Below are 22,491 nucleotides of genomic sequence, written 5' to 3'. Positions count from 1 at the left end.
CCCTCAATCGCTGCGCCCAACAGGTCATGGCAACGGGCGCGCGTCAAGACCGGGGCTTTTTCGGGATTTACGACGATCTGGTTGGTTGACAAGGCTTTTCCCTCTGAACCGGCTGTGCTAGCCGGAGGCCATGACCGATACCCTCACGATCCGCCGCCCCGACGACTGGCATCTGCACCTGCGCGATGGCGCCATGTTGCAGGCCGTCCTGCCCGAAACCGCGCGTCATTTTGCCCGCGCGATCATCATGCCGAACCTCATGCCACCGGTTGTGCGCGGCGATCAGGCCGCGGCCTATCGTGATCGCATCATGGCCGCCCTGCCCGACGGCATGTCGTTCGAGCCGCTGATGACCTTGTATCTGACCGAGGACACGGATGCCGACGACGTTGCCGCCGCCCATGCCAGCGGTTTGATCAAGGCGGTGAAACTGTATCCGGCGGGGGCGACTACAAACTCCGCCTCGGGTGTGCGCGATTTCGACAAGGTGCGCCCGGTGCTGGAGCGGATGGCCGAGATCGGCCTGCCCCTGTGTGTTCACGGAGAAGTGACCGATTCAGAGATCGATATCTTCGACCGCGAGGCCGTTTTCATCGACCGCGTGCTGGACCCGATCCGCAAAGCGACACCGGGTCTGCGGGTGGTAATGGAGCATATCACCACCGCAAACGGGGTGGATTATGTCAAAGCCAACGACACCGACCTTGGCGCGACGATTACGGCGCATCACCTGATCATCAACCGCAACCACATCCTGGTCGGCGGGATCAAACCGCATTACTACTGCCTGCCCGTCGCCAAGCGCGAGGAGCATCGCCTGGCGCTTCTGGCTGCGGCCACCTCGGGCGACAAGCGGTATTTCCTGGGCACCGACAGCGCGCCGCACACCGATGACAACAAGGAAATGGCCTGTGGCTGTGCGGGGTGCTTTACCGCGACCAACACAATGTCGCTGGTGGCAGAGATGTTCGAGCGCGAGGGTGCGCTGGACAAGCTGGAAGGGTTTGTTTCCCTGAATGGCCCGGCGTTCTATGGCCTGCCCGTCAACGATGAGACGATCACTCTGACCAAGGGTGAACCGGTCGCCTACCCGTCCAAGATTGAAACCGGCGATGGGCCCGTGACCGTGTTCGATCCGGGCTTTCCACTGCACTGGCGCGTGGTTTAATCGTCCAGTCTGTCGGCCAGATCCGCTGCGCGCCCACCGGTGCGCAGCATGGACCAGATGGCGTCAGCCTCATCTCCGCCGATCAATTTCGACGCCTTGCCCCGCACACGATCCTCGCGATCTGACAGAGACATCGGGGCCAGCAGATCATGTGTTGCCTCAAGCCGCGCGCCATCGCGGCGGAGCAGCGACAGACGGGCCTGTGTTTCAGACAGGCTGTCATCCGCATCGACGGTGATCCGGTCTCGCAGCGATTGCAGGCGCGGGTCGGCGCAGATTTTGTCGGAATAGCTGCCCGGCAATGCCGTATCATAGCCAAGCGATTGCATCGCCAGAACGGTACGATACGAGAATTTGGCACCGAGCCTCGTTGAGGGCTCTGGTTGGTTGCAGACACTCATCCATCTGGGGTGGGTTTTGACCTTGATCTCAGCGACTTCCGGCTCGGCGATATCAAGGTCGCGAGCCGCCTCTAACGCGGCGTGAAGGCCATGGCAGCAGGCGTGGAACTTGTGGCTGACAGTCTCGAACAGCCATTCATCACCTAGGCCCTGCAACGCAGTGTCGGCATCGTCAGCCCCCAGATGGATGGTGCCGAAGCCATAAGCGCCCTCAAGGGCATTTGCGTTTGGCAGAAATCCATTGCGGATCAGCAACGCCGCTTCCACCCCGTTCGATGCTGCAATGCCAGCGTTATAAGGTTTGCCCATCGTTCCGAACTGCGCCTTAAGGCCCGATGCCCGGGTCGCGGTCAGACCCAGTAACGCAGACATCTGCGTCGCGTCAAAACCCATGATGCGCCCGGCAGCGACGGCGGCCCCGAAGGCTCCGGCGGTTGCTGTCTGGTGAAACCCGGCCTGATAATGCCCGCGCCCCAACCACAGCCCGACACGGATCGAGGTTTCCATGCCGATCAGCGCAGCCTCGAGGAAATCGACCAGAGGGCGATCCTCCCACGCCGCGATGGCCAGCGCTGCAGGCAAAACGGCTACCGAAGGATGGCCGATATGGGCGAAATGAGTATCGTCATAATCCAGCGCGTGGGAAATGGTGCCATTCGCCAGCGATGCGGCCCGCAAGGGCGCGGCGCCTCCGCCGAACAGGCGGGCCTGCTCCATCCCGCCTTCGGACAGCACCATCTGACGGACAATCTGTGAGACCGGCTCCTCGGCCCCCGCGCGTCCGACCGCAATCCAGTCCAGAACGGACAGCGAAGTCACGATACGCGCCTGTTGCGTGGTCGAAACGGGGCCTGCGGCGAATTCGGCAAGCGAGGAGGTCAGGTTGCTCATGCCACGCAGTCTAGCGCGCGCGGGCGGGTCGTAAAGCCTCAGCCGTAGAGGTTTGCGGCGCGCTGTTCAAATGCACGCACGATCCGGTGCATGGCTTCGTTGAACACAACGCCGATAATGCCCTGCAGCACAGCGTTCTTGAATTCGAAATCGACATGAAACGAAACGTTGCACCCCTCTTCCGTATCCTCGAACTCCCAGTCCGACCGCATGTATTTGAACGGACCGTCCAGATATTCGGTGTCAATCCGTTTATGCGCATCGAACAAAGTGACCCGGCTGCCAAAACGTTCGCGGAATACCTTGAACGAAATCACCAGATCGGCCTCCATCACCTTGCCTTCCCCCGCGGCATAGGTGCGGCGGATGCGGGCCGCGGCACACCAGGGTAGAAACTCGGGGTACTTCGCCACATCCGCGACCAGGTCGTACATTTGCTGAGCGGTGTAAGGCAGCGGTCGGGTTTCGGAATGGGTTGGCATGATATCCGGGATTAACTGGTGACAATGGCGCGTGATTTCGTATGTTGCGCGCCAAAGATCAAGGGGGCAGCGATGAGCGACCGCGCATATGTGATAGATGAGATGATCTCGGCCAAGGCCATAGCCGCGCGGATCGAGGCGCTGTGCCGCGAGATCACCAAGGAATTCGGCGGCACCGACAAACTGATTGTCGTGGGCCTATTGCGCGGCAGTTTCGTGTTCATCGCAGACCTTGTACGCGAGCTTGATCTGCCGATCGAGGTCGATTTTCTCGAGGCATCCTCGTATGGTGATTCAATGGAGAGCAGCCGGGAAGTCCGCATTCTCAAAGACTTGCGCGGCGCAATTGAAGGGCGTGATGTGCTGGTGGTCGAGGATATTGTCGATACCGGCCATACGCTGAACCACGTCACCCAGCTGCTGCAAAGCCGCAAACCCGCGCGATTGAAATCCATCGCGCTGCTGGACAAACCCAGCCGCCGCGAAGTGGATTTCCGATCCGACTGGATCGGATTCGAGATTCCGGATGAATTTGTTGTGGGCTATGGCATCGATTACGCCCAACGCAATCGCAACCTGCCTTTCATCGGCAAGGTTCGGTTCGTCGAATAGCAACACAAATGAATCTGCGCCACTTCCTTCGCATGACCCTATGGGCGCGCAATCCGCCGTCCGAGCGGCGCGTGAAGCTGGTTTTTGGTGCCATCTTGGTATGCCTGTTGATCGCAGGCATAGAATTTATGGGCTGGTGGCCGGACTGGGCGGGAAGCGAGCCGAGAAAACTCAGGCCGTAAGAGTACGCTCAATCGCAGCCAGGAAAATGCCGGTGCCCACCGGAATCAGCGCGTCGGGAAAATCATAGTCTGGATTGTGCAGTTGTGGCTGATCCATCCCTGCACCCAACCAGAACATCGCCGACTTTGCGCTTTTGCCGAACTGCCCGAAATCTTCTGAGAACCTCTGCGGATCTTTGGCCAGCCTGTGCCAAACGCTCTGTATATCGCAGGCGTCTGATAGAATATGTGCGGCCTCTGAATCGTTGGTGCAGGCCTCGAATATGTCGTCATAGGTGATTTCCACAGCAAGGCCCTGTTCCTGCGCAACCGCGTGAACCAATCGCTCGGCCTCGTCGATCAAACCATCCATCCGCTCATCCGAAACCGTGCGCAGCGTCACCCATAGCTCGGCCTGACCGGGGGCGACGCCGAACGTTGCTTCGCCAAGCCGGGCGTGCGTGACCGTTGTCAGCGCATAATTTTCATCCAATGTCCCGCCCGCACCAAGCGCCGCAAGCGCCGGCAACAGCTCTGAAATCGCCTGCGCAGGAGACAGCCCATCTTGAGGTGCCGCCGCGTGAGACGTCTTGCCCGTCAGCGCAACGCGCATCCCGCGCGAGGCGCAGTTGGCCGGGCCGCTACAAATCTCGACCGTTCCAAGTTCGAGACCCGGTAGGTTGTGCAGCGCGAATATATAATCCGGTGCGATGTCGGCGAACTTCGCATCGCTGCGAAAGGCGCGGGCCCCCTGCCCGGTTTCTTCGGCTGGCTGAAAAATCAGAACCACTCTTCCGCGCGCGGGACGCGTTTCACCCAGCACGAAAGCCACGCCCAGCACCATCGCCATATGACCGTCATGCCCGCACAGATGCCCCTTGCCGGGGTATTGCGACGCATATGTGGCGTCCGAGATTTCCTGAATCGGCAACCCGTCCAGCTCGCACCGGATGCCAACTGTCGGACCGGGTTGGCCACTGTCATAGATTGCGGCGACCCCGTAGCCGCCGATATCGGTCAGAACCGCATCGGGTCCGCAGGCCTGCAGCATATTGGCGATGCTGGCAGCTGTTCCACGTTCGTCACCTGAAACCTCGGGCACCTGATGCAACTCATGGCGCTTTTCGATAAGCCAGTTCTGAAGCTCGGGGCTCACCCTTGCCCCAGCTTCTGCTGCCGTGCTTCACGTAGACGCGCAAAGTCATCCCCCGCGTGATAAGAGGATCGTGTCAGCGGCGTGGCCGATACCATCAGGAAACCCTTGCCAAAGGCTGCTTTTTCATAAGCCGCAAACTCTTCCGGGGTGACAAAGCGGTCAATGCCATGGTGCTTCGGCGTTGGCTGCAGGTATTGGCCAATCGTCAGGAAATCGATATCCGCCGCGCGCATGTCATCCATGACCTGACGCACCTGCTGCTCGTCTTCGCCCAAGCCGACCATGATGCCCGATTTGGTAAAGATTGAGGGATCCATTTCCTTCACACGCTGCAGCAGGCGCAGCGAGTGGAAGTAGCGTGCGCCCGGGCGCACCTGCGGATACAGCCCCGGAACCGTTTCGAGGTTGTGATTGAACACATCCGGCTTTGCTTCGACGACAACCTCCAGAACCGAAGGATCACATTTGAGGAAATCCGGGGTCAGAATTTCAATTGTCGTCTTGGGTGAACGATGCCGCACGGCGCGGATGGTCTGCGCAAAATGCTCGGCCCCGCCATCTTCAAGGTCATCGCGGTCAACCGAGGTGATTACAACGTGGTTCAGCCCCAGCTTCTGCACCGCATGAGCGACACGCCCCGGTTCAAACGCATCCAACTCATCGGGTCGACCAGTTGCAATGTTGCAGAAGGTACAGCCGCGGGTACAGATCTCGCCCATGATCATCATAGTGGCGTGGCCCTGGCTCCAGCATTCGCCGACATTGGGGCAACCGGCTTCTTCGCAGACGGTGACCAGATTGTTGTCACGCATGATCTTGTGGGTTTCGGCATAGCCTTCGCCGCCGGGCGCCTTCACGCGAATCCATTTTGGTTTGCGGGGGGCCGCATTGTCAGGGCGATGCGCTTTTTCAGGGTGTCTTTGCTCGGGAATTTTCAGATCACGCACGGCTGGCTTTCCTGACTTCGGGTCAATTCGCTTTGCGCCTAACATAAACCGACTGAACTGGTTAGGCCAGCGACGCATAGCCGCTATGCACCTCTACCGCGCAAACGCAGAAAATCAGGCGCGATTTCAGTATTTTCTAGTTTAATGCCAACATGGTTAATCGCATTTCAGATATTTGGCAGTTGCAGCATATCTATTGTTGAAGCCGTTTTAGAATCGTTTTAACCCTCGCCTCAAATCAATGTGAATCACAGGAGTTTGATGATGAAAACCGGTGCAAAACTGCCTGACGTGACCTTCCACACCCGCGTTCGTGACGCCGCAATCGAGGGCCCGAACCCGTTCCGCTGGGAAGACAAAACCACTGCTGATTACTTCGCAGGCAAGCGCGTCATCCTGTTCTCGCTGCCGGGTGCATTTACCCCCACCTGCTCGACCTATCAGTTGCCGGGATTTGAGAACGGTTTTGCCGATTTCACCACCAAAGGCATCGATGCGATCTATTGCATGTCGGTAAATGACAGCTTTGTCATGAACAAATGGGCCGCCGATCAGGGTCTGCAGAACGTTAACGTGATCCCGGATGGCTCGGGCGAGTTCACGCGCAAAATGGGCATGTTGGTCGACAAAGACAATCTGGGTTTCGGCATGCGCTCGTGGCGCTATGCAGCCATCGTCAATGATGGCGTGGTCGAGGCATGGTTCGAAGAGCCCGGCCTGATGGATAACTGCCCCGAAGATCCCTATGGCGTGTCGTCACCCGAAAACCTGATGAAACATCTGGATGAGGCGCGCGTGCCTGCGCTGGCCTGATCCGATCCTGAATCGCAAGACAAGGCCCGCCCAACCGGCGGGCCTCTTTCGTCAGGCGCGCGTCTGGGCGACGACATCCTGCCCAACCTGCCGGATCACCTCAGCTAGGCGATCGAACCAGTCTTCGCTGCCGGTCGACAGACGCCGCACCAGCCCGACTGTCCGCGCCGGTTGCGGTGCGGCGAACCGCAACAATCGCAGACCGGGCACTGCGTCCGCCTCAGCCTTTGCTGCCAGTTCCGGTATCAGGGTCAGACCAAACCCCTCGGCCACCAAACGTGACAATGTAGCCAGCGACGAGGCCCCCATGTTGATATGCCCGCTGGTCCGGTCCTGACCGCAAACCTCAAGCGCCTGATCGGTCAGACAGTGACCGTCTTCCAGCAGCATCAACTGCGCCGCCTGCAGGTCCAACGGGCGCAAGGCTTCGGGGCTGACGGTTAGACGGCTGAGCCGGGTCTGACTGCCCGCCAGCAAAAAACGATCTTCGAACAACGGCTCTTCGTGCAGGTCAGCGCCCCCGGCAGGCAACGCCAGCACCGCTGCGTCGATCTCACCCCCACGCAGCATCGTCAACAGACGCTCGGTCCGGGCTTCACGGATCTGAACCCGCAGCGAAACATCGCCCGAGCGCAATCCGGCCAGCACCCCGGGCAACAGATAGGGCGCCACGGTCGGGATCATGCCAATCGACAGGGACCGATGCCCGCCAGAGTGGTCTCGGGCGAACCGGTCCAAGCGATCAGCCGCTTTCAAGACCTGATCCGCGCGATCCAGAATATCCCGCCCCAATGGCGTCAGCAGAATATCGCGGGCCTGCCGTTCAAACAGCGGCCCGCCCATGGCTTCTTCCAGCGCCTTGATCTGAACCGATAACGCAGGCTGCGAGACATGGCAGACCTGCGCCGCGCGGCCAAAATTTCGCTGCTCGGCAACAGCACGGAAATACTGCAATTGGCGGAATGTGAAATTCATAACCTTTGACTATCACTTACCACCAGATCCACAAGATGGATATATCAGCCAATCATCCGATCACGCTCGGTCTGCTCTTCATAGTGCCGTTTCAGCCGTTGCAGCGCGATCCGCAGCACAATTTTGCCTGACCGCGCCGACCAGCCCATGCGCTTTTCTGCCAGTTCCAGCCCCTCAAGATAGCAACAGCAACGTAATGCGACATCGCTGAGCCCCGGTCCAAGGTCCGAAAGCGCTCGTGCCACACGATCCCGCGCGCCGGATGGGCCCTGCCCGATCTGCGCATCCGCTACGAAATCCCCGCGGCCGCCGCCAGTCAGGAAACGATCCCAGTTCTGCGTGACCTGAGGTCCGATCTGCGCCAGTTCGAAATCTTCGCGCAAACGCTCGCCTGCGGCGACAAGAGTTTCGTCCAGAAACGGCCTGCCGTCCCGGTCCCGCCTGCGCGCTAGGGCAACCAATGGGCTTTCGGCAGCGCTGTACCGCGCCCGCACGATAGTCTTCGGCCTTGCCTTTGCACCGAACGCCTGAAACGGGGTTTGCGCCTCGGCCATGCCGAACTCATTCTGCGCACGTGCTTCATTCTCGGCCTCGGCCAGCAAGTGGCTGAGTGCGGAACGTCCTGCGGTCGTGATCCGGTACCGCGAAATGCGCCCGGGATTGTCGCAGGATATCCAGTCCTTCAGCGCCAGCGCCTGAGCGATCTTGCAATCCACCACGGCGGTTCGGGTGGTGCCACCTTCGCCGTTGTCCCGCACCACAACGGCCTTGTCCATATCCTCCGCAACCGCCAGCACCGAGCCGGATTCACACAGGCGGCGCAGCACCCGCAGGGCTTCGCGTTCGAACACATGATCTTCGACCTCATCGTGCGAATTATCGGTCGTATAGATTGGCGCGTTTTGTCCGTTCTGGGCGAAATGATCCTGTGCCAACGATTGCAGCGCGGCGTCAACCAGCGGATCATCGCGACGCATCTCGACCCGGCGTATCTGCCGCAAAATGGTCGAGGCATGGCATCCCGCAGCGCGTGCGATATCCCGGATCGAGCGGCCCGCCTCGGTATGATCCAGATATCGCTGCGCCCCTTCTGGGACCCATGCCGGTACGGTGAAAGCCACGCTGTTTTCCATATTTCTATGCCCTCGTCGACAAAGCAGACTGACAGTTTTCGCCGTCGGATTCTTAGTTAACCAAATCTAACTAGAGTCGCTTTCGTTACTCGTTCGTTAACCACAGACGGCACCGAGCAGAATTGATTCAAAAAGATAAACAGTCGTGAAACCATAGTTCGGAGTGAGTGACAGCAAGGCAACACCCGCTTAGGTTGTGCAACATCTTTGGCATCGGAACAAAAATGAAGGAATGCCCTGATGCAGGACCTGATGACCATGATCGCAACGCTGCGCCGTCCGCGCCTGCTGACCCGTGCAGCGAAAATCGGCGCGAAGGATTATAATCGGGACCGGCACCTGCAGCGCGTTCTGGGCTATGGATCGATACCGGGAACAGGATCAGCCTTGATCAGGCTGATGGAACTGGAACGTGAAATTGACCAGCAAAGACAAGAAGATGACGCAGCCTATTCGCTGGTGCGTCATCTGGATGTTTTGATCGCCGTAATTGGCGAGGCGCAGCTGTATCAGGCCAGCCGCGCCGCGCGATATCCGTGATCAGGTAAAGGCGTCGGGCATCGATGCCTTTTTCTCGGCCACGTAGGCGTCCAGTGCGGCCTTCACATCGGGATCGATCTGCGGCTGCTGGTAGTTGGCCAGCAAGTGCTCAACCCGCGCCGAAGCCAGCGTCCGTGTATCGCGGGCGCCTTCTTCTTCCCAGGTTTCGAACGGCTTGTAGTCCAGCAGGTCAGTCTTCCAGAACGCCTCTTTGAAGTTCGCCTGCGTATGGTCGCATCCCAGATAGTGACCGCCAGGTCCGACTTCGCGGATGGCGTCCATCGCCTGGGCGTTCTCGTCATAGGCCACGCCTTTCGCCAATCCGTGCAGAACACCTAACTGGTCGGCATCCATGACGAATTTCTCGAAATCCGCCACCAGACCGCCTTCGAGCCAGCCGCAGGAATGCAGCATGAAGTTCACGCCCGACATCAGCCCCATATTCAGCGAATTCGCAGTCTCATAAGCGGCCTGCGCGTCCGGCAGTTTCGAGCCGCAGAAAGATCCAGCCGAACGGAACGGCAGCCCCAGCCGCCGCGCCAACTGGCCTGCGCCATAGGTCACGTGCGACGCCTCGGGGGTCCCGAATGTCGGCGCGCCCGAGTTCATGTCGATCGACGACACGAAGGCACCGAAGATCGCCGGAGCGCCCGGACGGATGATCTGGCTGTAAGCCACGCCTGCCATGACTTCGGCCAGAACCTGCGTCAGCGTACCTGCCACCGAAACCGGAGCCATCGCGCCGCCCACGATGAAGGGTGAGATGATGCAGGCCTGGTTATTGGCAGCATAAACCTCAAGCGAGCCCATCATCACATCGTCGAAGGTCATCGGCGAGTTGATGTTGGTCAGCGAGGTCATCACGGTGTTGTTCTGCACGAACTCCTTACCGAACAGAATCTCGCACATCTCGACCGAATCCTGCGCGCGGCTGGGATCGGTGACCGAGCCCATGAACGGTTTGTCCGACAGGGTCATATGCGCCATCAGCATATCCAGATGGCGTTTGTTCACCGGGATATCGGTCGGCTCGCAAACGGTACCACCCGAATGGTGCAGCCATTTGGACATGTAGGCCAGCTTCACGAATTTGTTGAAATCGTCCATGGTCGCATAGCGGCGACCGCCTTGCGCATCGCGCACGAACGGAGGGCCATAGACCGGGGCCAGAACCATATTGCGACCGCCGATGACCACCGATTTCTCGGGGTTGCGGGCGTGCTGGGTGAACTCGCTGGGGGCGGTCTTGATCAATTCGCGCGCCAGACCGCGCGGCAGTCGCACACGCTCTCCCTCGACATCGGCACCGGCATCTTTCCAACGTTCCAGCGCAGCCGGATTGTCGACAAAGTTGACCCCAACTTCGGCCAATATGGTCTCTGCGTTGGCTTCGATGATCTGCAACGCTTCTTCGTTGAGAACCTCGAAATTGGGAATGTTGCGTTCGATGTATTTCGCGGTTTCGATCTTGACCGCCGTGCGCTCGGCCCGACGGGCGGCACCACCGCCACCCCGTGCCCTGCGCCGGGTGTTTGCCTCTGCCATTGAGAAAATCCCGTGATTGGTTGGTTTGGTAAATTAGTTACATGAACGGCAATCACCGCCGCAGGTAGTTTACGGCGCAATAGGGGTAAAAGCGACATGAACCGCCACTGATCGCGGCCCTGCTGAGTTTGGCCCCTACGTCACTTTTTTCTGCATCACGACCGAGTTTCCCGAGGTTTGGACCTCATGCCAGCCCAGATGCGTATACATCGCACGCGTCGCACGCATCAGCCGATGGGTCCGCAAACGGAGAATCGAAATCCCCGCCTCAGCCGCCCTGAGTTCCGCGACCGCAAGCAGCTGTCGCGCGACGCCCTTGCCCTGCGCCTCTGGCGAAACGGCAAGGTTGAAAATCATCATCGCATCCGCCTGCTGATCAAAGACAATGACGCCCAAAAGACGCCCAGCTTCTTCAGCAACAACAACCTGATGCGCCGCAATTTCTTCGGCGACCCCGCTCGTTACATCGGGCAGATCGGTGATGTCACGCATTGCCGGTGCATAGGCGTCTGCGATACAGGCCCGTATCGCTTTGGCGTCGCCGTCTTCGGCAGTCCTGAGCTTTAGGGTCGTCATATGTCAGCCTCCTTGCTCAATTGACGTCATTGCGCTTGCACAAGCAAGGCTTGCGACCTAATAGCCAGTCATGACCCAAGACACCCACGACCGCCTTCTGATCATCGACTTCGGCAGCCAGGTAACCCAGCTGATCGCCCGTCGCCTGCGCGAGCTGAACGTCTATTGCGAAATCCACCCTTATCAAAGCGTGACGATGGACTTTGTCCGGGAAATGGCCCCCAAGGCCGTGATCTTCTCGGGCGGGCCGGACAGTGTCACGCGCGAAGGATCACCCCGCGCCCCGCAAGAGATCTTTGACTACGGCGTTCCGATCCTTGGCATCTGCTATGGCCAGCAGGTGATGATGCACCAGTTGGGCGGCAAGGTCGAAAGCGGACATGGCACCGCTGAATTTGGCCGCGCCTTCGTGACCCCGCAAAGCAAGCTCGATATCCTTGATGGTTGGTTCGCGGACGGCGACGAGCAGGTCTGGATGAGCCATGGCGACCATGTCAGCGAAATCGCCCCGGGCTTTGAGGTGTTCGGCACCTCACCGAACGCCCCCTTTGCGATCACCGCCGACCCTGCGCGTCATTTCTATGCTGTGCAGTTTCACCCCGAAGTGCATCACACACCCAAGGGCGCCAAACTGTATGAGAACTTTGTCAAACTGGCAGGGTTCACCGGCGACTGGACCATGGGCGCCTATCGCGAAGAGATGATCCGCAAAATTCGCGAGCAGGTCGGGGACAAGAAGGTTATTTGCGGCCTTTCGGGCGGCGTCGACAGCTCGGTCGCGGCGATCCTGATCCACGAGGCGATTGGCGATCAGCTGACCTGCGTGTTTGTCGACCATGGCCTGCTGCGCAAGAACGAGGCCGCCGAGGTCGTTGGCATGTTCCGCGACAACTACAATATCCAGTTGATCCATGCAGATGAAAGCGACCTGTTCCTGGGCGAGTTGGGCGGGCAAAGCGACCCGGAAACCAAGCGCAAGATCATCGGCAAGCTGTTCATCGACGTGTTCCAGAAACATGCCGACACCATCGACGGCGCCGAGTTTCTGGCGCAAGGCACACTGTACCCGGATGTCATCGAGTCCGTCTCGTTCTCGGGCGGCCCTTCGGTAACCATCAAGTCCCACCACAATGTCGGCGGCCTGCCTGAAAAGATGGGCCTCAAACTGGTTGAACCACTGCGCGAACTGTTCAAGGACGAAGTGCGCGCCCTGGGCCGTGAACTGGGCCTGCCGCAAAGCTTTATCGGTCGCCACCCCTTCCCCGGACCTGGTCTGGCGATCCGCTGCCCCGGCGAGATTACCCGCGAAAAGCTTGAGATTCTGCGCGAGGCGGATGCGATCTATATCGACCAGATTCGCAAGCACGGCCTGTATGACGAGATCTGGCAGGCCTTCGTGGCCATCCTGCCCGTGCGCACCGTCGGCGTGATGGGCGACGGGCGCACATATGACTATGCCTGCGCCCTGCGCGCGGTGACCTCGGTCGATGGCATGACGGCGGACTACTACCCGTTCAGCCACGAATTTCTGGGTGAGACCGCCACGCGCATCATCAACGAGGTCAAGGGCATCAACCGATGCACTTACGACATCACCTCAAAACCACCCGGAACCATCGAGTGGGAATGAACGAAAGGCCGGGTCACAGCCCGGCTTTTTTGTTTTGCAATCCCTCACAAAACGCCCTTTAGTCAGCGCGTTGCACCCCCGGCAGAGCAATTGATCAATGGATGAGAGCAAAACTCAGATCGGCAAAGCCGCCCTCTGGATGACGGGCGCGATTGCCTCGTTCTCATCCATGGCTGTTGCGGGTCGCGAGTTGAGCGTGACGCACGATACGTTCGAGATCATGTTCTATCGCAGCCTCGTCGGCATCTGCGTTGTTGCGCTCGTGCTGTCGCTCACCCGAAGCTGGCATCAGGTCACGACCAAGCAGCTGGGATTGCACGGCATACGCAACGTGCTGCATTTCACCGGGCAGAACCTCTGGTTTTATGCAGTTACTGTTATCCCTCTGGCGCAGGTTTTCGCGCTGGAGTTCACCAACCCGATCTGGGTCATCCTGCTGTCGCCACTGCTCTTGGCGGAACGTCTGACCGCAATTCGCCTGACCGCTGCCCTGATCGGATTCGCTGGCATCCTTATCGTGGCGCGCCCGGGCGCGGCCTCGATCAGTCCCGGCGTAATCGCGGCGGCGCTGAGCGCGATTTTCTTTGCGTTGACAACAATCTCGACCAAATCCCTGACGCGCATCGCCAGTATCGGTTGTATCATGCTCTGGCTGACGGTCATGCAAGCGGTCCTTGGCCTTGTCGCCTCGGGGCTGGACGGAGACATAACTCTGCCTTCGCTTGGCACTGCCCCGTTTCTGCTGCTGATCGGACTGGCCGGATTGCTGGCGCATTACTGTATCACCAACGCGCTGGCCATAGCCCCTGCTACGGTGGTTGTCCCGTTCGATTTCGCACGTCTGCCAACCATCGCGATTGTTGGCATGATCCTCTATCAGGAACCGCTGGACAAATGGACGTTGCTGGGCGCAATGGTCATTTTCTCGGGCATCTTCCTGAATGTCTGGTCGGAAAATCGTAACAATTTGGCAACACACGCTCACCGTGCCGACGCGGACTAACGCTCCGTCACCAGTTGACCTTATTTTAAGGATTAAGACAGTAACAACCGGTAACGAAGCCGGGTGTGCATGTGAGGGTGCACGTAACAGGCGATAGGACAGGATTTGGGAGGAATAAATGAAAAAAACGCTGATCAAAGCGTGCGCTCTATGTGTGGGTGCGACAGCTGCACAAGCGGGCGGTCTTGACCGAAGCGGTCAGGGTGTCAATATTTTGTTTGAGGAAGGCACCGTCGCCCAGTTCCGGCTTGGCTATACGGATCCGAGCGTCAGCGGCACGATGGAAGACCAGATTCCGGTCAGCCCTACTTTTGGTGAAACCATCGACTCAGGTGATATTGCAAACAGCTTCTTCACTCCGCACCTCGCCTTCAAGACGGCCTTGACCGAAAAACTGGATTTTGCGCTGGTTTACGATCAACCGTTTGGCGCCGATGTCGAATACAATGCCGACTATCCGCTGTCGCAGAACCTGCTGTCTGGATTTCCGGGCGGCAGTACGGATGTTTTGCGTGCGAAGGCGGACACAGACGCGGTCACTGCGCTATTGCGATACAAGCTGGATAACGGCTTCAGTGTCATCGGCGGTGTTCGGGCACAGCGCCTGAAAGCAAGCGTCTCGGTGCCAATCGCCGGTGCGGGCACCCAGCCTTTCCCCTCAGGCGGGTATCGCGTCGAAACAGATGCTGAAATCGACTTTGGCTATGTTGTTGGTGTCGCATGGGAACGCCCGGATATCGCGGCCCGGGTTGCCTTGACTTACAACTCGAAGATCACCCATGACCTGTCGCAGACCGAAGCGAATGATTTCGTCAACGGTTTCATCTTCCCCCCCGGCATTCCGACCGTTGGCCGCACAAGCGCAGACTCAACCTCCGAGGTTGTGACGCCGCAATCGGTCAACCTCGACTTCCAGACCGGAGTCGCGCCGAAAACCCTGCTGTTCGGTTCGGTCCGCTGGGTCGACTGGCCGCAGACGGTTTACGCTCCGCCGGTCTATACCGGCCTGACAGGTATCAATCTGGTTGATTACGAAGAGGCCACCTGGACCTATTCGCTCGGCCTGGGATATCAGTTCTCGGAACAATTCTCGGGTGCGGTCACGCTGGGCTATGAAAGCTCGCAAGGGAACTCTGTGTCCAACCTAGGTCCGACGGACGGATTCTGGAGCATCGGACTTGGTGGCACCTACTCGTTTGAAAAGGCAAAGGTTTCGGGCGGCGTTCGCTATACCGACATCGGTGACGCCACTGCAAACGGTACCGGCCCGGACAACCGCGCCACCTTCACCGGCAACAGCGCCTGGAGCGTTGGTTTCCAGATCACCTACGCTCTGGACTGATACTATCCAAAGACCAACTTAAAAGCCTCGCCCGTCTGGCGGGGCTTTCTCGCATGTTCCGGGTCGATCAATCACTGGCGGGATGCGAGAACAGGCCATGGCTGATCAAAAAAATCTTTCTCCCCGCGCGTGGGCCGAACTGATCCTGCTGGGCGTGATATGGGGCGGATCCTTTCTGGCGATAAGGATCGCATTGGACACAATCCCGTTCGTAACTTCGGTTTTTCACCGGGTCTTCTGGGCATCGCTTGCGCTCTGGGTCGTTATCTGGCTGCAAAGACAACCAATCCCGCGCGATCCACGCATCTGGGGGGCATTCTTTGTGATGGGCGTGTTGAACAATGTCCTTCCCTTTTCGCTTATGGCCTGGGGGCAGCTTTATGTCGAAGTCGGACTGACCTCGATCCTGAACGCCACCACAGCCATTTTCGGAGTATTACTGGCTGCCATTTTCTTTCGCGATGAACGCCTGACCAGGACGCGCCTTCTGGGCGTCGCGCTGGGTTTTCTGGGCGTATCGGTCACTATCGGCCTTCGACAGTTTGGAAGTTTCAACCTGAGCAATCTGGGGCAACTGGCCATTCTGTCCGGCACGCTTTCTTATGCCTTCGCTGCTGTCTGGGCGCGCAAGTATCTCAGCGACCTCTCGCCACAAATCGCCGCCGCGGGGATGCTGACCGCATCGACGCTCATCATGCTGCCAGTCACCCTGATGATCGACGGCGTTCCTGCACTTGACCTTCCTGCCCTGACCTGGGCCGCCATCGGCTACTACGCGCTGGTGGCAACCGCCGGGGCCTATCTGCTCTACTACCGCGTGCTGCAACAGGGTGGCAGCGGCAATGTATTGCTGGTGACGTTGATCATCCCGCCGGTCTCGATCCTGCTGGGCGCATTGGTCCGGGATGAGGCCCTGCCCTCGCGCGCCTTCATCGGTTTTGCCATATTGGCATTGGGGCTGTTAATCCTCAGCCAATCCCGCAGACGCGATTGACGCCGCCAACCGCCCGTTTTAGCTAGGGCAAAACAAGGGACGGCGGACGATGATCTATAGCTCGGCGAAAGACTGGCGCGAGGCCGAACGGAAGAAAGTGCTGTTCTTTGGCATGTCCGGACTGGGTAAGTCCTATGTCTCGAACACCCTCCGCGATGCCGGCGATTGGTTTCACTATTCGATAGATTACCGCATCGGCACCCGGTACATGGGCGAATACATCACCGACAATGCCAAAGCCGAGGCGATGAAGGTTCCCTTCCTGCGTGATCTGCTGCTGTCGGACTCGATCTATATCGGATCGAATATCAGCTTTGAAAACCTGACCCCGGTCTCGGCCTATCTGGGCAAACCCGGCAACCCGGAATTGGGCGGTCTGGAGATATCTGAATACCAGATGCGGCAAGAGCAGTTTCGGCTGGCTGAAATCCATGCGCTTCTGGACACCAAGTACTTTATTGAACGCGCCCGGCGTCTGTATCATTACCCGCATTTCATCTGCGATACCGGAGGCTCAATCTGTGAGTGGGTCGAACCCGACGATCCGGGCGATCAGATCCTGTCCGAACTGTCCCGTCAGACCCTGATGATCTGGATCAAGGGCGACGATGCGCATACCGAAGAACTGATCCGCCGTTTTGACAAGGCCCCTAAACCGATGTCCTATCAGGCCGAGTTTCTGGCCCGTGTCTGGGACGATTATCTGGCGCTACAGGGCTGCAGCGGTGATGACGTCGACCCAGACGCCTTCATCCGCTGGACCTATGCGAAGGCACTGGCGCACCGGCAGCCCCGATATGAGGCTATGGCGCGCAACTGGGGTATTACGATCTCGGCCGATGACATCGCCAAGGTGCGCGACAGCAGTGATTTCGATGAGTTGATCGAACGCACCCTTGAGACCCGCCGCAACCCCACCTAAGTTCCAGACTTCTTTCGCAGATTCAACAGCGTGACCTTATGCCTATCAAAATACCCTCAGACCTGCCCGCCTTTGATGTCCTGACCAACGAGGGCGTCATGGTCATGGCCGAGGATCAGGCTGCACGGCAAGACATCCGCCCCTTGCGGATCGGCCTGTTAAATCTGATGCCCAAGAAGATTCAGACGGAAAACCAGTTCGCACGCCTGATCGGCGCAACCCCGTTGCAGATCGAGCTGTCCCTGATCCGTATGACCGAGCACAAGACCAAGAACACGGCCTCTGAACATATGGCCGAGTTTTATCACCCCTTTCAGGAGGTGAAGGATCAGAAATTCGACGGCCTGATCATCACCGGTGCCCCGATTGAGCATCTTGAATTCCCCGATGTGACCTATTGGGACGAAATGCGTGAAGTCTTTGATTGGACCCAAACCAACGTGCATTCGACCTTTGGCGTTTGCTGGGGTGGCATGGCGATGATCAACCATTTCCATGAGGTCAGGAAACACATGCTGGACACCAAGGCGTTTGGCTGCTTCCGGCATCGGAATCTGGCACCTGCTTCGCCATATTTGCGCGGGTTTTCTGATGATTGCGTCATACCGGTCAGCCGCTGGACCGAAATGCGCCAGCCCGAGATCGACGAAGCGCCGGGCCTGATCACCCTGTTGGGCAGCGACGACGTTGGCCCCTGCCTGGTCGAGGACCCCGACCATCGCGCGCTCTATATCTTCAATCACTTCGAATATGACAGCGATACGCTCAAGCAGGAATATGACCGTGACGTCGCCAACGGCACGCCAATCAATGTGCCGATCAACTATTACCCGGACGACGATCCAACTCAGGATCCGCAGAACCGCTGGCGCAGCCATGCGCACTTGCTTTATGGCAACTGGATCAACTCAATTTACCAGACAACCCCGTTCGATCTGAACAAAATTGGCCAGTAAGCTGCTGATATCCCTGTGCATCCTGGCCGCAGGTGTCGCTGCGGCCACCGCTTGGCGCGGCGCGCAGCGCGAAGCACAGGCCGAAGCCTTGTTCCCGCCCGAGGGACAGATTGTCGATGTCGACGGCGTCTCGGTACATGCCGTCGTCATGGGTGAAGGCCCCGATGTGGTGCTGATCCACGGGTCAAGCGGCAATACCCGTGACATGACGTTTGCACTGGCACCGATACTGGCCGAGAATTACCGGGTTATCGTGTTCGACCGGCCGGGCCTTGGGTACTCTGACAGCTTTAACCCCGATGGTGAAACCATTGTGGAACAAGCCGAAATCCTTCAGAAAGCGGCGGCGCAACTCGGGGCGAAAAAGCCCATCGTCGCAGGCCAGAGCTATGGCGGATCGGTCTCGCTGGCATGGGCTGTCACACGGCCCGATAATATCTCGGCGCTTGTTCTGATCGCCCCAGCTGCCATTCCGTGGGAAACGCCACTTGATGCGTTCAACACCATCGGCGCGACCTCGGCCGGGAATGCGCTGGCCCTGCCCTTGATCGCTGCCTATGTACCTGATTGGTATGTCACCAAGGCTTTGGACAAGGTATTTGCGCCGCAGAAAGCGCCCGAGGGGTATGCCGAACATTTCGGCCCGGGTCTGACCATGCGCCGCGCCTCGATGCATGCAAACGCGAAACAACGCGCCAACCTGCTGGATGAGGTGACCGAACTTCAGCCGCGCTATGGCGAAATCTCTGTCCCGACGGAAATCGTTCACGGCACCGCAGATGATACTGTAGGGCTGGGTTGGCATTCCGAACGGCTGATCGAACAAATCCCGGGCGCGGAACTGATCGAACTGGACGGTATCGGACATATGCCACAAGTCGTTGCCGCCGCCGAGGTCGCCGCCGCCATAAACCGCGCCGCAGAACGCGCGGGTTTGCGTTAGTGCAATCCGTAATCCATAGTAAGATTTGGATTTTATGGCGAGGGCTTATATGACCCGAAAAGATCAGGGCGCAATCGAAAGCTATTTCCGGAATGAAGCACCGAAAGAGGTTCGAGCCGCCATTGAGGATTCCCGCAAGGGCGACATCCTGAACCCAACCTACCCTTATTCTGAAAAGATGAAGGGCAAGGATTATGACGAGCAGATGGATGCGCTGCAGATCGAGCTGGTAAAGATGCAATCCTGGGTCAAGGCAACGGACCAGCGGGTCGCAATCCTGTTCGAAGGTCGTGACGCTGCCGGAAAAGGCGGTACTATCAAGCGGTTCCGCGAAAACCTTAACCCTCGCGGCGCACGTAACGTGGCGCTCAGCAAACCATCGGATGCGGAACGCAGCCAGTGGTATTTTCAGCGCTACATCTCGCACCTGCCATCGGCTGGTGAGGTCGTTTTTTTTGACCGCAGCTGGTACAATCGCGGTGTCGTCGAAAACGTCTTTGGCTTTTGCACCAATGATGAGCGTGAGAGGTTTTTCCGGCAGGTCCTTCCTCTGGAAACCGGTTTCAGGAATGACGGAATCCACATGTTCAAGTTCTGGCTGAATGTCGGACGCGCCGAACAGTTGAACCGGTTCCTCGCCCGCGAGACGGATCCCCTGAAGCAATGGAAACTCAGCCCCATCGATGTGGCCGGTCTCAGCAAGTGGGACGAATACAGCCAGTCCATCGCCGAGACCCTGACCCGCAGCCATTCAGAGAACTGTCCCTGGACGATCATCCGATCGGATGACAAGAAACGGGCACGATTGGCGGCCATTCGCACGGTGCTCGGCGCGCTGGAATATGAGGGGAAGGATACGGACGTTGTTGGCGCACCCGATGACAAAATCAGTGGCGGGCCTGATATCTGGGATGCCTGAACCTGCTGGTCTCGGACGCAACTCATACATATATAAGAAGAAACGTGCCTGAGGCCGGGATGACGAAACGCGGATATCACCACGGAAACCTGAAACAAGCGCTGATCGAAGCGGCCTTGTCGCTGATCGAGCAGAAAGGTCCGACCGGGTTCACGCTGTCAGAGGCCGCCAAAACCGCTGGTGTCACGCCGGCCGCCGTCTACCGACATTACGAAGGGCGCGAGGACCTGATCGCCGAGGCCGCGCGCCAAGGATTCGAGATGTTCGCCGACCTGATGCAATTTGCCTATGACAAAGGGCAACCCTCGGCCCTCGCCGCGTTCGAGGCGACAGGCCGTGCCTATCTGGCTTTTGCCCGCAAACATCCCGGGCACTACATCGCAATGTTCGAAAGCGGCATCTCGATCAACCGGACGCCCGAGCTTGCCCTTGCGGCCAACCGCGCCAAAAACGTGCTTGAGAAGGCAGCCAGTGATCTGTCGCAGCATATTCCACCAGAAAAACGCCCACCTGCATCAATGTTCAGCGCACATATTTGGGCGATGAGCCATGGGGTGGTCGAACTTTATGCGCGCAACACCGGTGCGAGCTCTCCGTTTCCGCCCGAGGATCTACTGGAATCCGGAATCGGCATATATCTACGGGGTCTGGGGTTGGTGGCGCAGGACGACTGAAGGTTCAGAACACCCGGCTGGTTGCGGGTGAGTTCAAACGCGATGTCACGTTGATCAGGTCCATGTGCCCCATGCCCTTGATATCGACCGGCCCGATATCGGTGATCTGGAACTCATCGATCAGCGCATATTTCATCTCTTCTGGCGCCACGATCCGCATTGGATTGGCAAATACCTGCAGGCGTGAGGCGATATTCACTGCAGGCCCGAAAACGTCATAGACGTATTTTTGAATACCCACGACCGAGCCGACAGCAGGCCCCATCCCCAACCCGATGCGCGCCTGCCATTTATGCGGATGGCTTTCATTTCGACGTTCCAGATATCGCAGGAACCGTACCGCACAATGGGCGACTGCGGTGGCATGATCGGGCGTCTCATCCGGCATCCCGGAAACGGCCAGATAAGCATCACCGATGGTCTTGATCCGCTCACAGCCGAACTGTTCGACGATCCGGTCAAAGGCCGTGAAAATGTCATTCAACTCGCTCAGCGTGACCGTCGGATCAGTTCTGGCCGCGAAATCGGTGAAGCCCACGAAATCAAGCATCACCACCGACACCTGTTTGAACAATTGCGGTGTGACAACGCCGAAGGTTTTGAATTCTTCATAGACCGCCTTGGGCATCAGATTCAGCAACAGGCGCTCGACACGCTCTTTCTCGCGTTCCAGTTCACGCGTATTCCGCTCGACCATGGTTGAATAGCTGTCGATCATGCTTTCCAATTCGCGGATTTTCGTGATGTTCTGGCATTCCACGACCAGGACCTGTTCCTCAAGCCCGTTGGCAAGCGACACGGTGGTTGCGAATATCAACGTGCGCCGCTTGGGTTTAATCTGCAGCTCGACGGAATAGCGCAAACCGGATTGCTTTACGTCTTCAAGCTCTCTGGGGTCGAGATCGGGCAACAGATCCAAAATCGTCTGCCCTTCTTCCGGCTTTCCAAACCATTCGGCAAACGGGCTGTTGTGAAAAACGAAAGTCAGATCCGACGCGCGCAAAACGGCGACACCTACGCCAATCGCGCGGAGCAGATGCTCATTGATGGCCAGAATGCTCATGCCGCGTTCCGGGTTACGATGATCGCGCGCTTGCCTTCAATCGCGGCCAGCGCCACATTTATGTCCGGCTCGGACATTCCATGCATGGCTAGGGCCTCGCTGAACAGCGTTGCCATCTCGTCAAAGTCCGAATGTGAAATATTCAGATGTCTATGCACCGCCTCGATCCGGTCGTCACTGAACGAGGCCGGCCCCCCTATCAGGGATGAGACAAACTTGGTCTGATGATCAATCAGGCGCGGCAAGTCGATATCATCGAAATAATCTCCGATCTCATCGGATTCCAATGCCATTTCATAGAATGACATCACAACGCGGCTGATGGTTTTGAAGCCACCATACTTTTCATAAATCGTCTGACTCACAACACAAAACCGACTGATTAGTGGCAATAACACTATGAGGTTATATCAAATTGACAGTTTTGTTAACTTTTTTGCGCATAAGGCGAAAGAACACCGGCCAAATGGCAGGGCCAGAGGTGTGTTGATTAACAATTATGCTGCGCGATTGGGGAATATGGCGGAGAGACAGGGATTCGAACCCTGGAGACGGTTTCCCGCCTACACACTTTCCAGGCGTGCGCCTTCGACCACTCGGCCACCTCTCCGTGTCGGCGTTATTTGGACCATCGAAACCGGATTT

Annotated in this window: 23 protein-coding genes and 1 tRNA gene; 13 read left to right on the top strand and 11 right to left on the bottom strand. The window is 58.3% G+C overall.

The window, feature by feature from the left end; all coding sequences use genetic code 11:
- Positions 1-130 precede the first annotated feature (130 nt).
- Positions 131-1,168: a dihydroorotase gene (gene pyrC / locus ACR3E4_RS15590; RefSeq protein WP_480532699.1), complete on the top strand. Its 1,038-nt coding sequence runs from the start codon at positions 131-133 to the stop codon at positions 1,166-1,168.
- Here pyrC and ACR3E4_RS15585 read toward each other — a convergent pair.
- Positions 1,165-2,460: an MmgE/PrpD family protein gene (locus tag ACR3E4_RS15585; protein ID WP_480532701.1), complete on the bottom strand. Its 1,296-nt coding sequence runs from the start codon at positions 2,458-2,460 to the stop codon at positions 1,165-1,167. The two genes, pyrC and ACR3E4_RS15585, sit on opposite strands and share 4 nt — an antisense overlap.
- 38 nt (positions 2,461-2,498) lie before the next feature.
- The gene (locus ACR3E4_RS15580) at positions 2,499-2,942 is read right to left on the bottom strand and encodes a type II toxin-antitoxin system RatA family toxin (protein WP_480532703.1); all 444 of its coding nucleotides are present in this window, start codon (positions 2,940-2,942) and stop codon (positions 2,499-2,501) included.
- Positions 2,943-3,014: 72 nt separating this feature from the next.
- On the opposite strand from ACR3E4_RS15580, the gene hpt reads away from it, so the two are divergent.
- Positions 3,015-3,554: a hypoxanthine phosphoribosyltransferase gene (gene hpt / locus ACR3E4_RS15575; protein WP_480532705.1), complete on the top strand. Its 540-nt coding sequence runs from the start codon at positions 3,015-3,017 to the stop codon at positions 3,552-3,554.
- Between the two features lie 171 nt (positions 3,555-3,725).
- Here the strand turns inward: hpt and ACR3E4_RS15570 are convergent, their stop codons facing one another.
- Positions 3,726-4,871, bottom strand: a complete 1,146-nt coding sequence (locus ACR3E4_RS15570; protein ID WP_480532707.1) for an amidohydrolase — start codon at positions 4,869-4,871, stop codon at positions 3,726-3,728.
- Positions 4,868-5,818 (bottom strand): lipoyl synthase, encoded by a 951-nt coding sequence (lipA, locus tag ACR3E4_RS15565; RefSeq protein WP_480532709.1) that lies wholly within the window; start codon positions 5,816-5,818, stop codon positions 4,868-4,870. Before lipA ends, ACR3E4_RS15570 begins: the two co-directional genes overlap by 4 nt.
- A 264-nt stretch (positions 5,819-6,082) precedes the next feature.
- Between lipA and ACR3E4_RS15560 the strand changes: the two genes are divergently transcribed.
- Positions 6,083-6,631 carry a redoxin family protein gene (locus tag ACR3E4_RS15560; protein WP_480532711.1) on the top strand — a complete coding sequence of 183 codons (549 nt, stop codon included), beginning with the start codon at positions 6,083-6,085 and terminating at the stop codon, positions 6,629-6,631.
- A gap of 51 nt (positions 6,632-6,682) precedes the next feature.
- Here ACR3E4_RS15560 and ACR3E4_RS15555 read toward each other — a convergent pair whose 3' ends face one another.
- Together ACR3E4_RS15555 and ACR3E4_RS15550 are read right to left on the bottom strand one after the other, a co-directional pair.
- Positions 6,683-7,606, bottom strand: a complete 924-nt coding sequence (locus ACR3E4_RS15555; RefSeq protein ID WP_480532713.1) for a hydrogen peroxide-inducible genes activator — start codon at positions 7,604-7,606, stop codon at positions 6,683-6,685.
- A 44-nt stretch (positions 7,607-7,650) separates the two neighbouring features.
- Positions 7,651-8,739, bottom strand: a complete 1,089-nt coding sequence (locus ACR3E4_RS15550; RefSeq protein WP_480532715.1) for a DUF6456 domain-containing protein — start codon at positions 8,737-8,739, stop codon at positions 7,651-7,653.
- 240 nt (positions 8,740-8,979) lie between these two features.
- Here ACR3E4_RS15550 and ACR3E4_RS15545 point away from each other — a divergent pair, with 240 nt between their 5' ends.
- Positions 8,980-9,279: a DUF6477 family protein gene (locus ACR3E4_RS15545; protein ID WP_480532717.1), complete on the top strand. Its 300-nt coding sequence runs from the start codon at positions 8,980-8,982 to the stop codon at positions 9,277-9,279.
- Here ACR3E4_RS15545 and ACR3E4_RS15540 read toward each other — a convergent pair whose 3' ends face one another.
- Together ACR3E4_RS15540 and ACR3E4_RS15535 are read right to left on the bottom strand one after the other, a co-directional pair.
- Positions 9,280-10,824 carry a trimethylamine methyltransferase family protein gene (locus ACR3E4_RS15540; protein WP_480532719.1) on the bottom strand — a complete coding sequence of 515 codons (1,545 nt, stop codon included), beginning with the start codon at positions 10,822-10,824 and terminating at the stop codon, positions 9,280-9,282.
- Positions 10,825-10,959: 135 nt separating this feature from the next.
- A complete protein-coding gene (locus tag ACR3E4_RS15535) occupies positions 10,960-11,400 on the bottom strand; it encodes a GNAT family N-acetyltransferase (protein WP_480469985.1) in 441 nt (146 codons plus the stop codon).
- Between the two features lie 70 nt (positions 11,401-11,470).
- On the opposite strand from ACR3E4_RS15535, the gene guaA reads away from it, so the two are divergent.
- The 9 genes from guaA to ACR3E4_RS15490 all read left to right on the top strand — a co-directional run bounded on the left by guaA (position 11,471) and on the right by ACR3E4_RS15490 (position 20,783).
- Positions 11,471-13,030, top strand: a complete 1,560-nt coding sequence (guaA, locus tag ACR3E4_RS15530) for a glutamine-hydrolyzing GMP synthase (protein WP_480532721.1) — start codon at positions 11,471-11,473, stop codon at positions 13,028-13,030.
- Positions 13,031-13,127: 97 nt separating this feature from the next.
- Complete coding sequence (locus tag ACR3E4_RS15525) at positions 13,128-14,033, top strand: DMT family transporter (RefSeq protein ID WP_480532723.1); 906 nt, start codon at positions 13,128-13,130, stop codon at positions 14,031-14,033.
- 118 nt (positions 14,034-14,151) lie between these two features.
- Entirely contained in the window at positions 14,152-15,375 is a 1,224-nt protein-coding gene (locus ACR3E4_RS15520; RefSeq protein ID WP_480532725.1) for an OmpP1/FadL family transporter, read from the top strand.
- 97 nt (positions 15,376-15,472) lie between these two features.
- Positions 15,473-16,369, top strand: a complete 897-nt coding sequence (locus ACR3E4_RS15515) for a DMT family transporter (RefSeq protein ID WP_480532727.1) — start codon at positions 15,473-15,475, stop codon at positions 16,367-16,369.
- A gap of 49 nt (positions 16,370-16,418) precedes the next feature.
- Positions 16,419-17,291: an ATPase gene (locus tag ACR3E4_RS15510; RefSeq protein WP_480532729.1), complete on the top strand. Its 873-nt coding sequence runs from the start codon at positions 16,419-16,421 to the stop codon at positions 17,289-17,291.
- A gap of 38 nt (positions 17,292-17,329) precedes the next feature.
- Positions 17,330-18,247, top strand: coding sequence for a homoserine O-acetyltransferase MetA (gene metA / locus ACR3E4_RS15505; RefSeq protein ID WP_480532731.1), 918 nt, complete (start codon positions 17,330-17,332; stop codon positions 18,245-18,247).
- A complete protein-coding gene (locus tag ACR3E4_RS15500) occupies positions 18,237-19,190 on the top strand; it encodes an alpha/beta fold hydrolase (RefSeq protein ID WP_480532733.1) in 954 nt (317 codons plus the stop codon). Before metA ends, ACR3E4_RS15500 begins: the two co-directional genes overlap by 11 nt.
- A 49-nt stretch (positions 19,191-19,239) precedes the next feature.
- On the top strand, positions 19,240-20,109 hold the full coding sequence (ppk2, locus tag ACR3E4_RS15495) for a polyphosphate kinase 2 (protein WP_480532735.1): 870 nt from the start codon (positions 19,240-19,242) through the stop codon (positions 20,107-20,109).
- A gap of 59 nt (positions 20,110-20,168) precedes the next feature.
- Entirely contained in the window at positions 20,169-20,783 is a 615-nt protein-coding gene (locus ACR3E4_RS15490; protein ID WP_480532737.1) for a TetR/AcrR family transcriptional regulator, read from the top strand.
- Between the two features lie 4 nt (positions 20,784-20,787).
- On the opposite strand, the gene ACR3E4_RS15485 is transcribed toward ACR3E4_RS15490, so the two are convergent.
- From ACR3E4_RS15485 to ACR3E4_RS15475, 3 genes are all read right to left on the bottom strand, one after another.
- Positions 20,788-21,846, bottom strand: a complete 1,059-nt coding sequence (locus ACR3E4_RS15485) for an adenylate/guanylate cyclase domain-containing protein (protein ID WP_480532739.1) — start codon at positions 21,844-21,846, stop codon at positions 20,788-20,790.
- A complete protein-coding gene (locus ACR3E4_RS15480) occupies positions 21,843-22,211 on the bottom strand; it encodes a group I truncated hemoglobin (RefSeq protein ID WP_480532741.1) in 369 nt (122 codons plus the stop codon). The genes ACR3E4_RS15485 and ACR3E4_RS15480 overlap by 4 nt, the downstream gene beginning before the upstream one ends.
- Positions 22,212-22,366: 155 nt before the next feature.
- Positions 22,367-22,456, bottom strand: a tRNA-Ser gene (locus ACR3E4_RS15475).
- Positions 22,457-22,491 lie beyond the last annotated feature (35 nt).

It is taken from the genome of Ruegeria sp. AP11, assembly GCF_056535865.1.
Note: the sequence above shows the minus strand (reverse complement) of the source record. Positions and strands in the feature narration are given on the sequence as shown.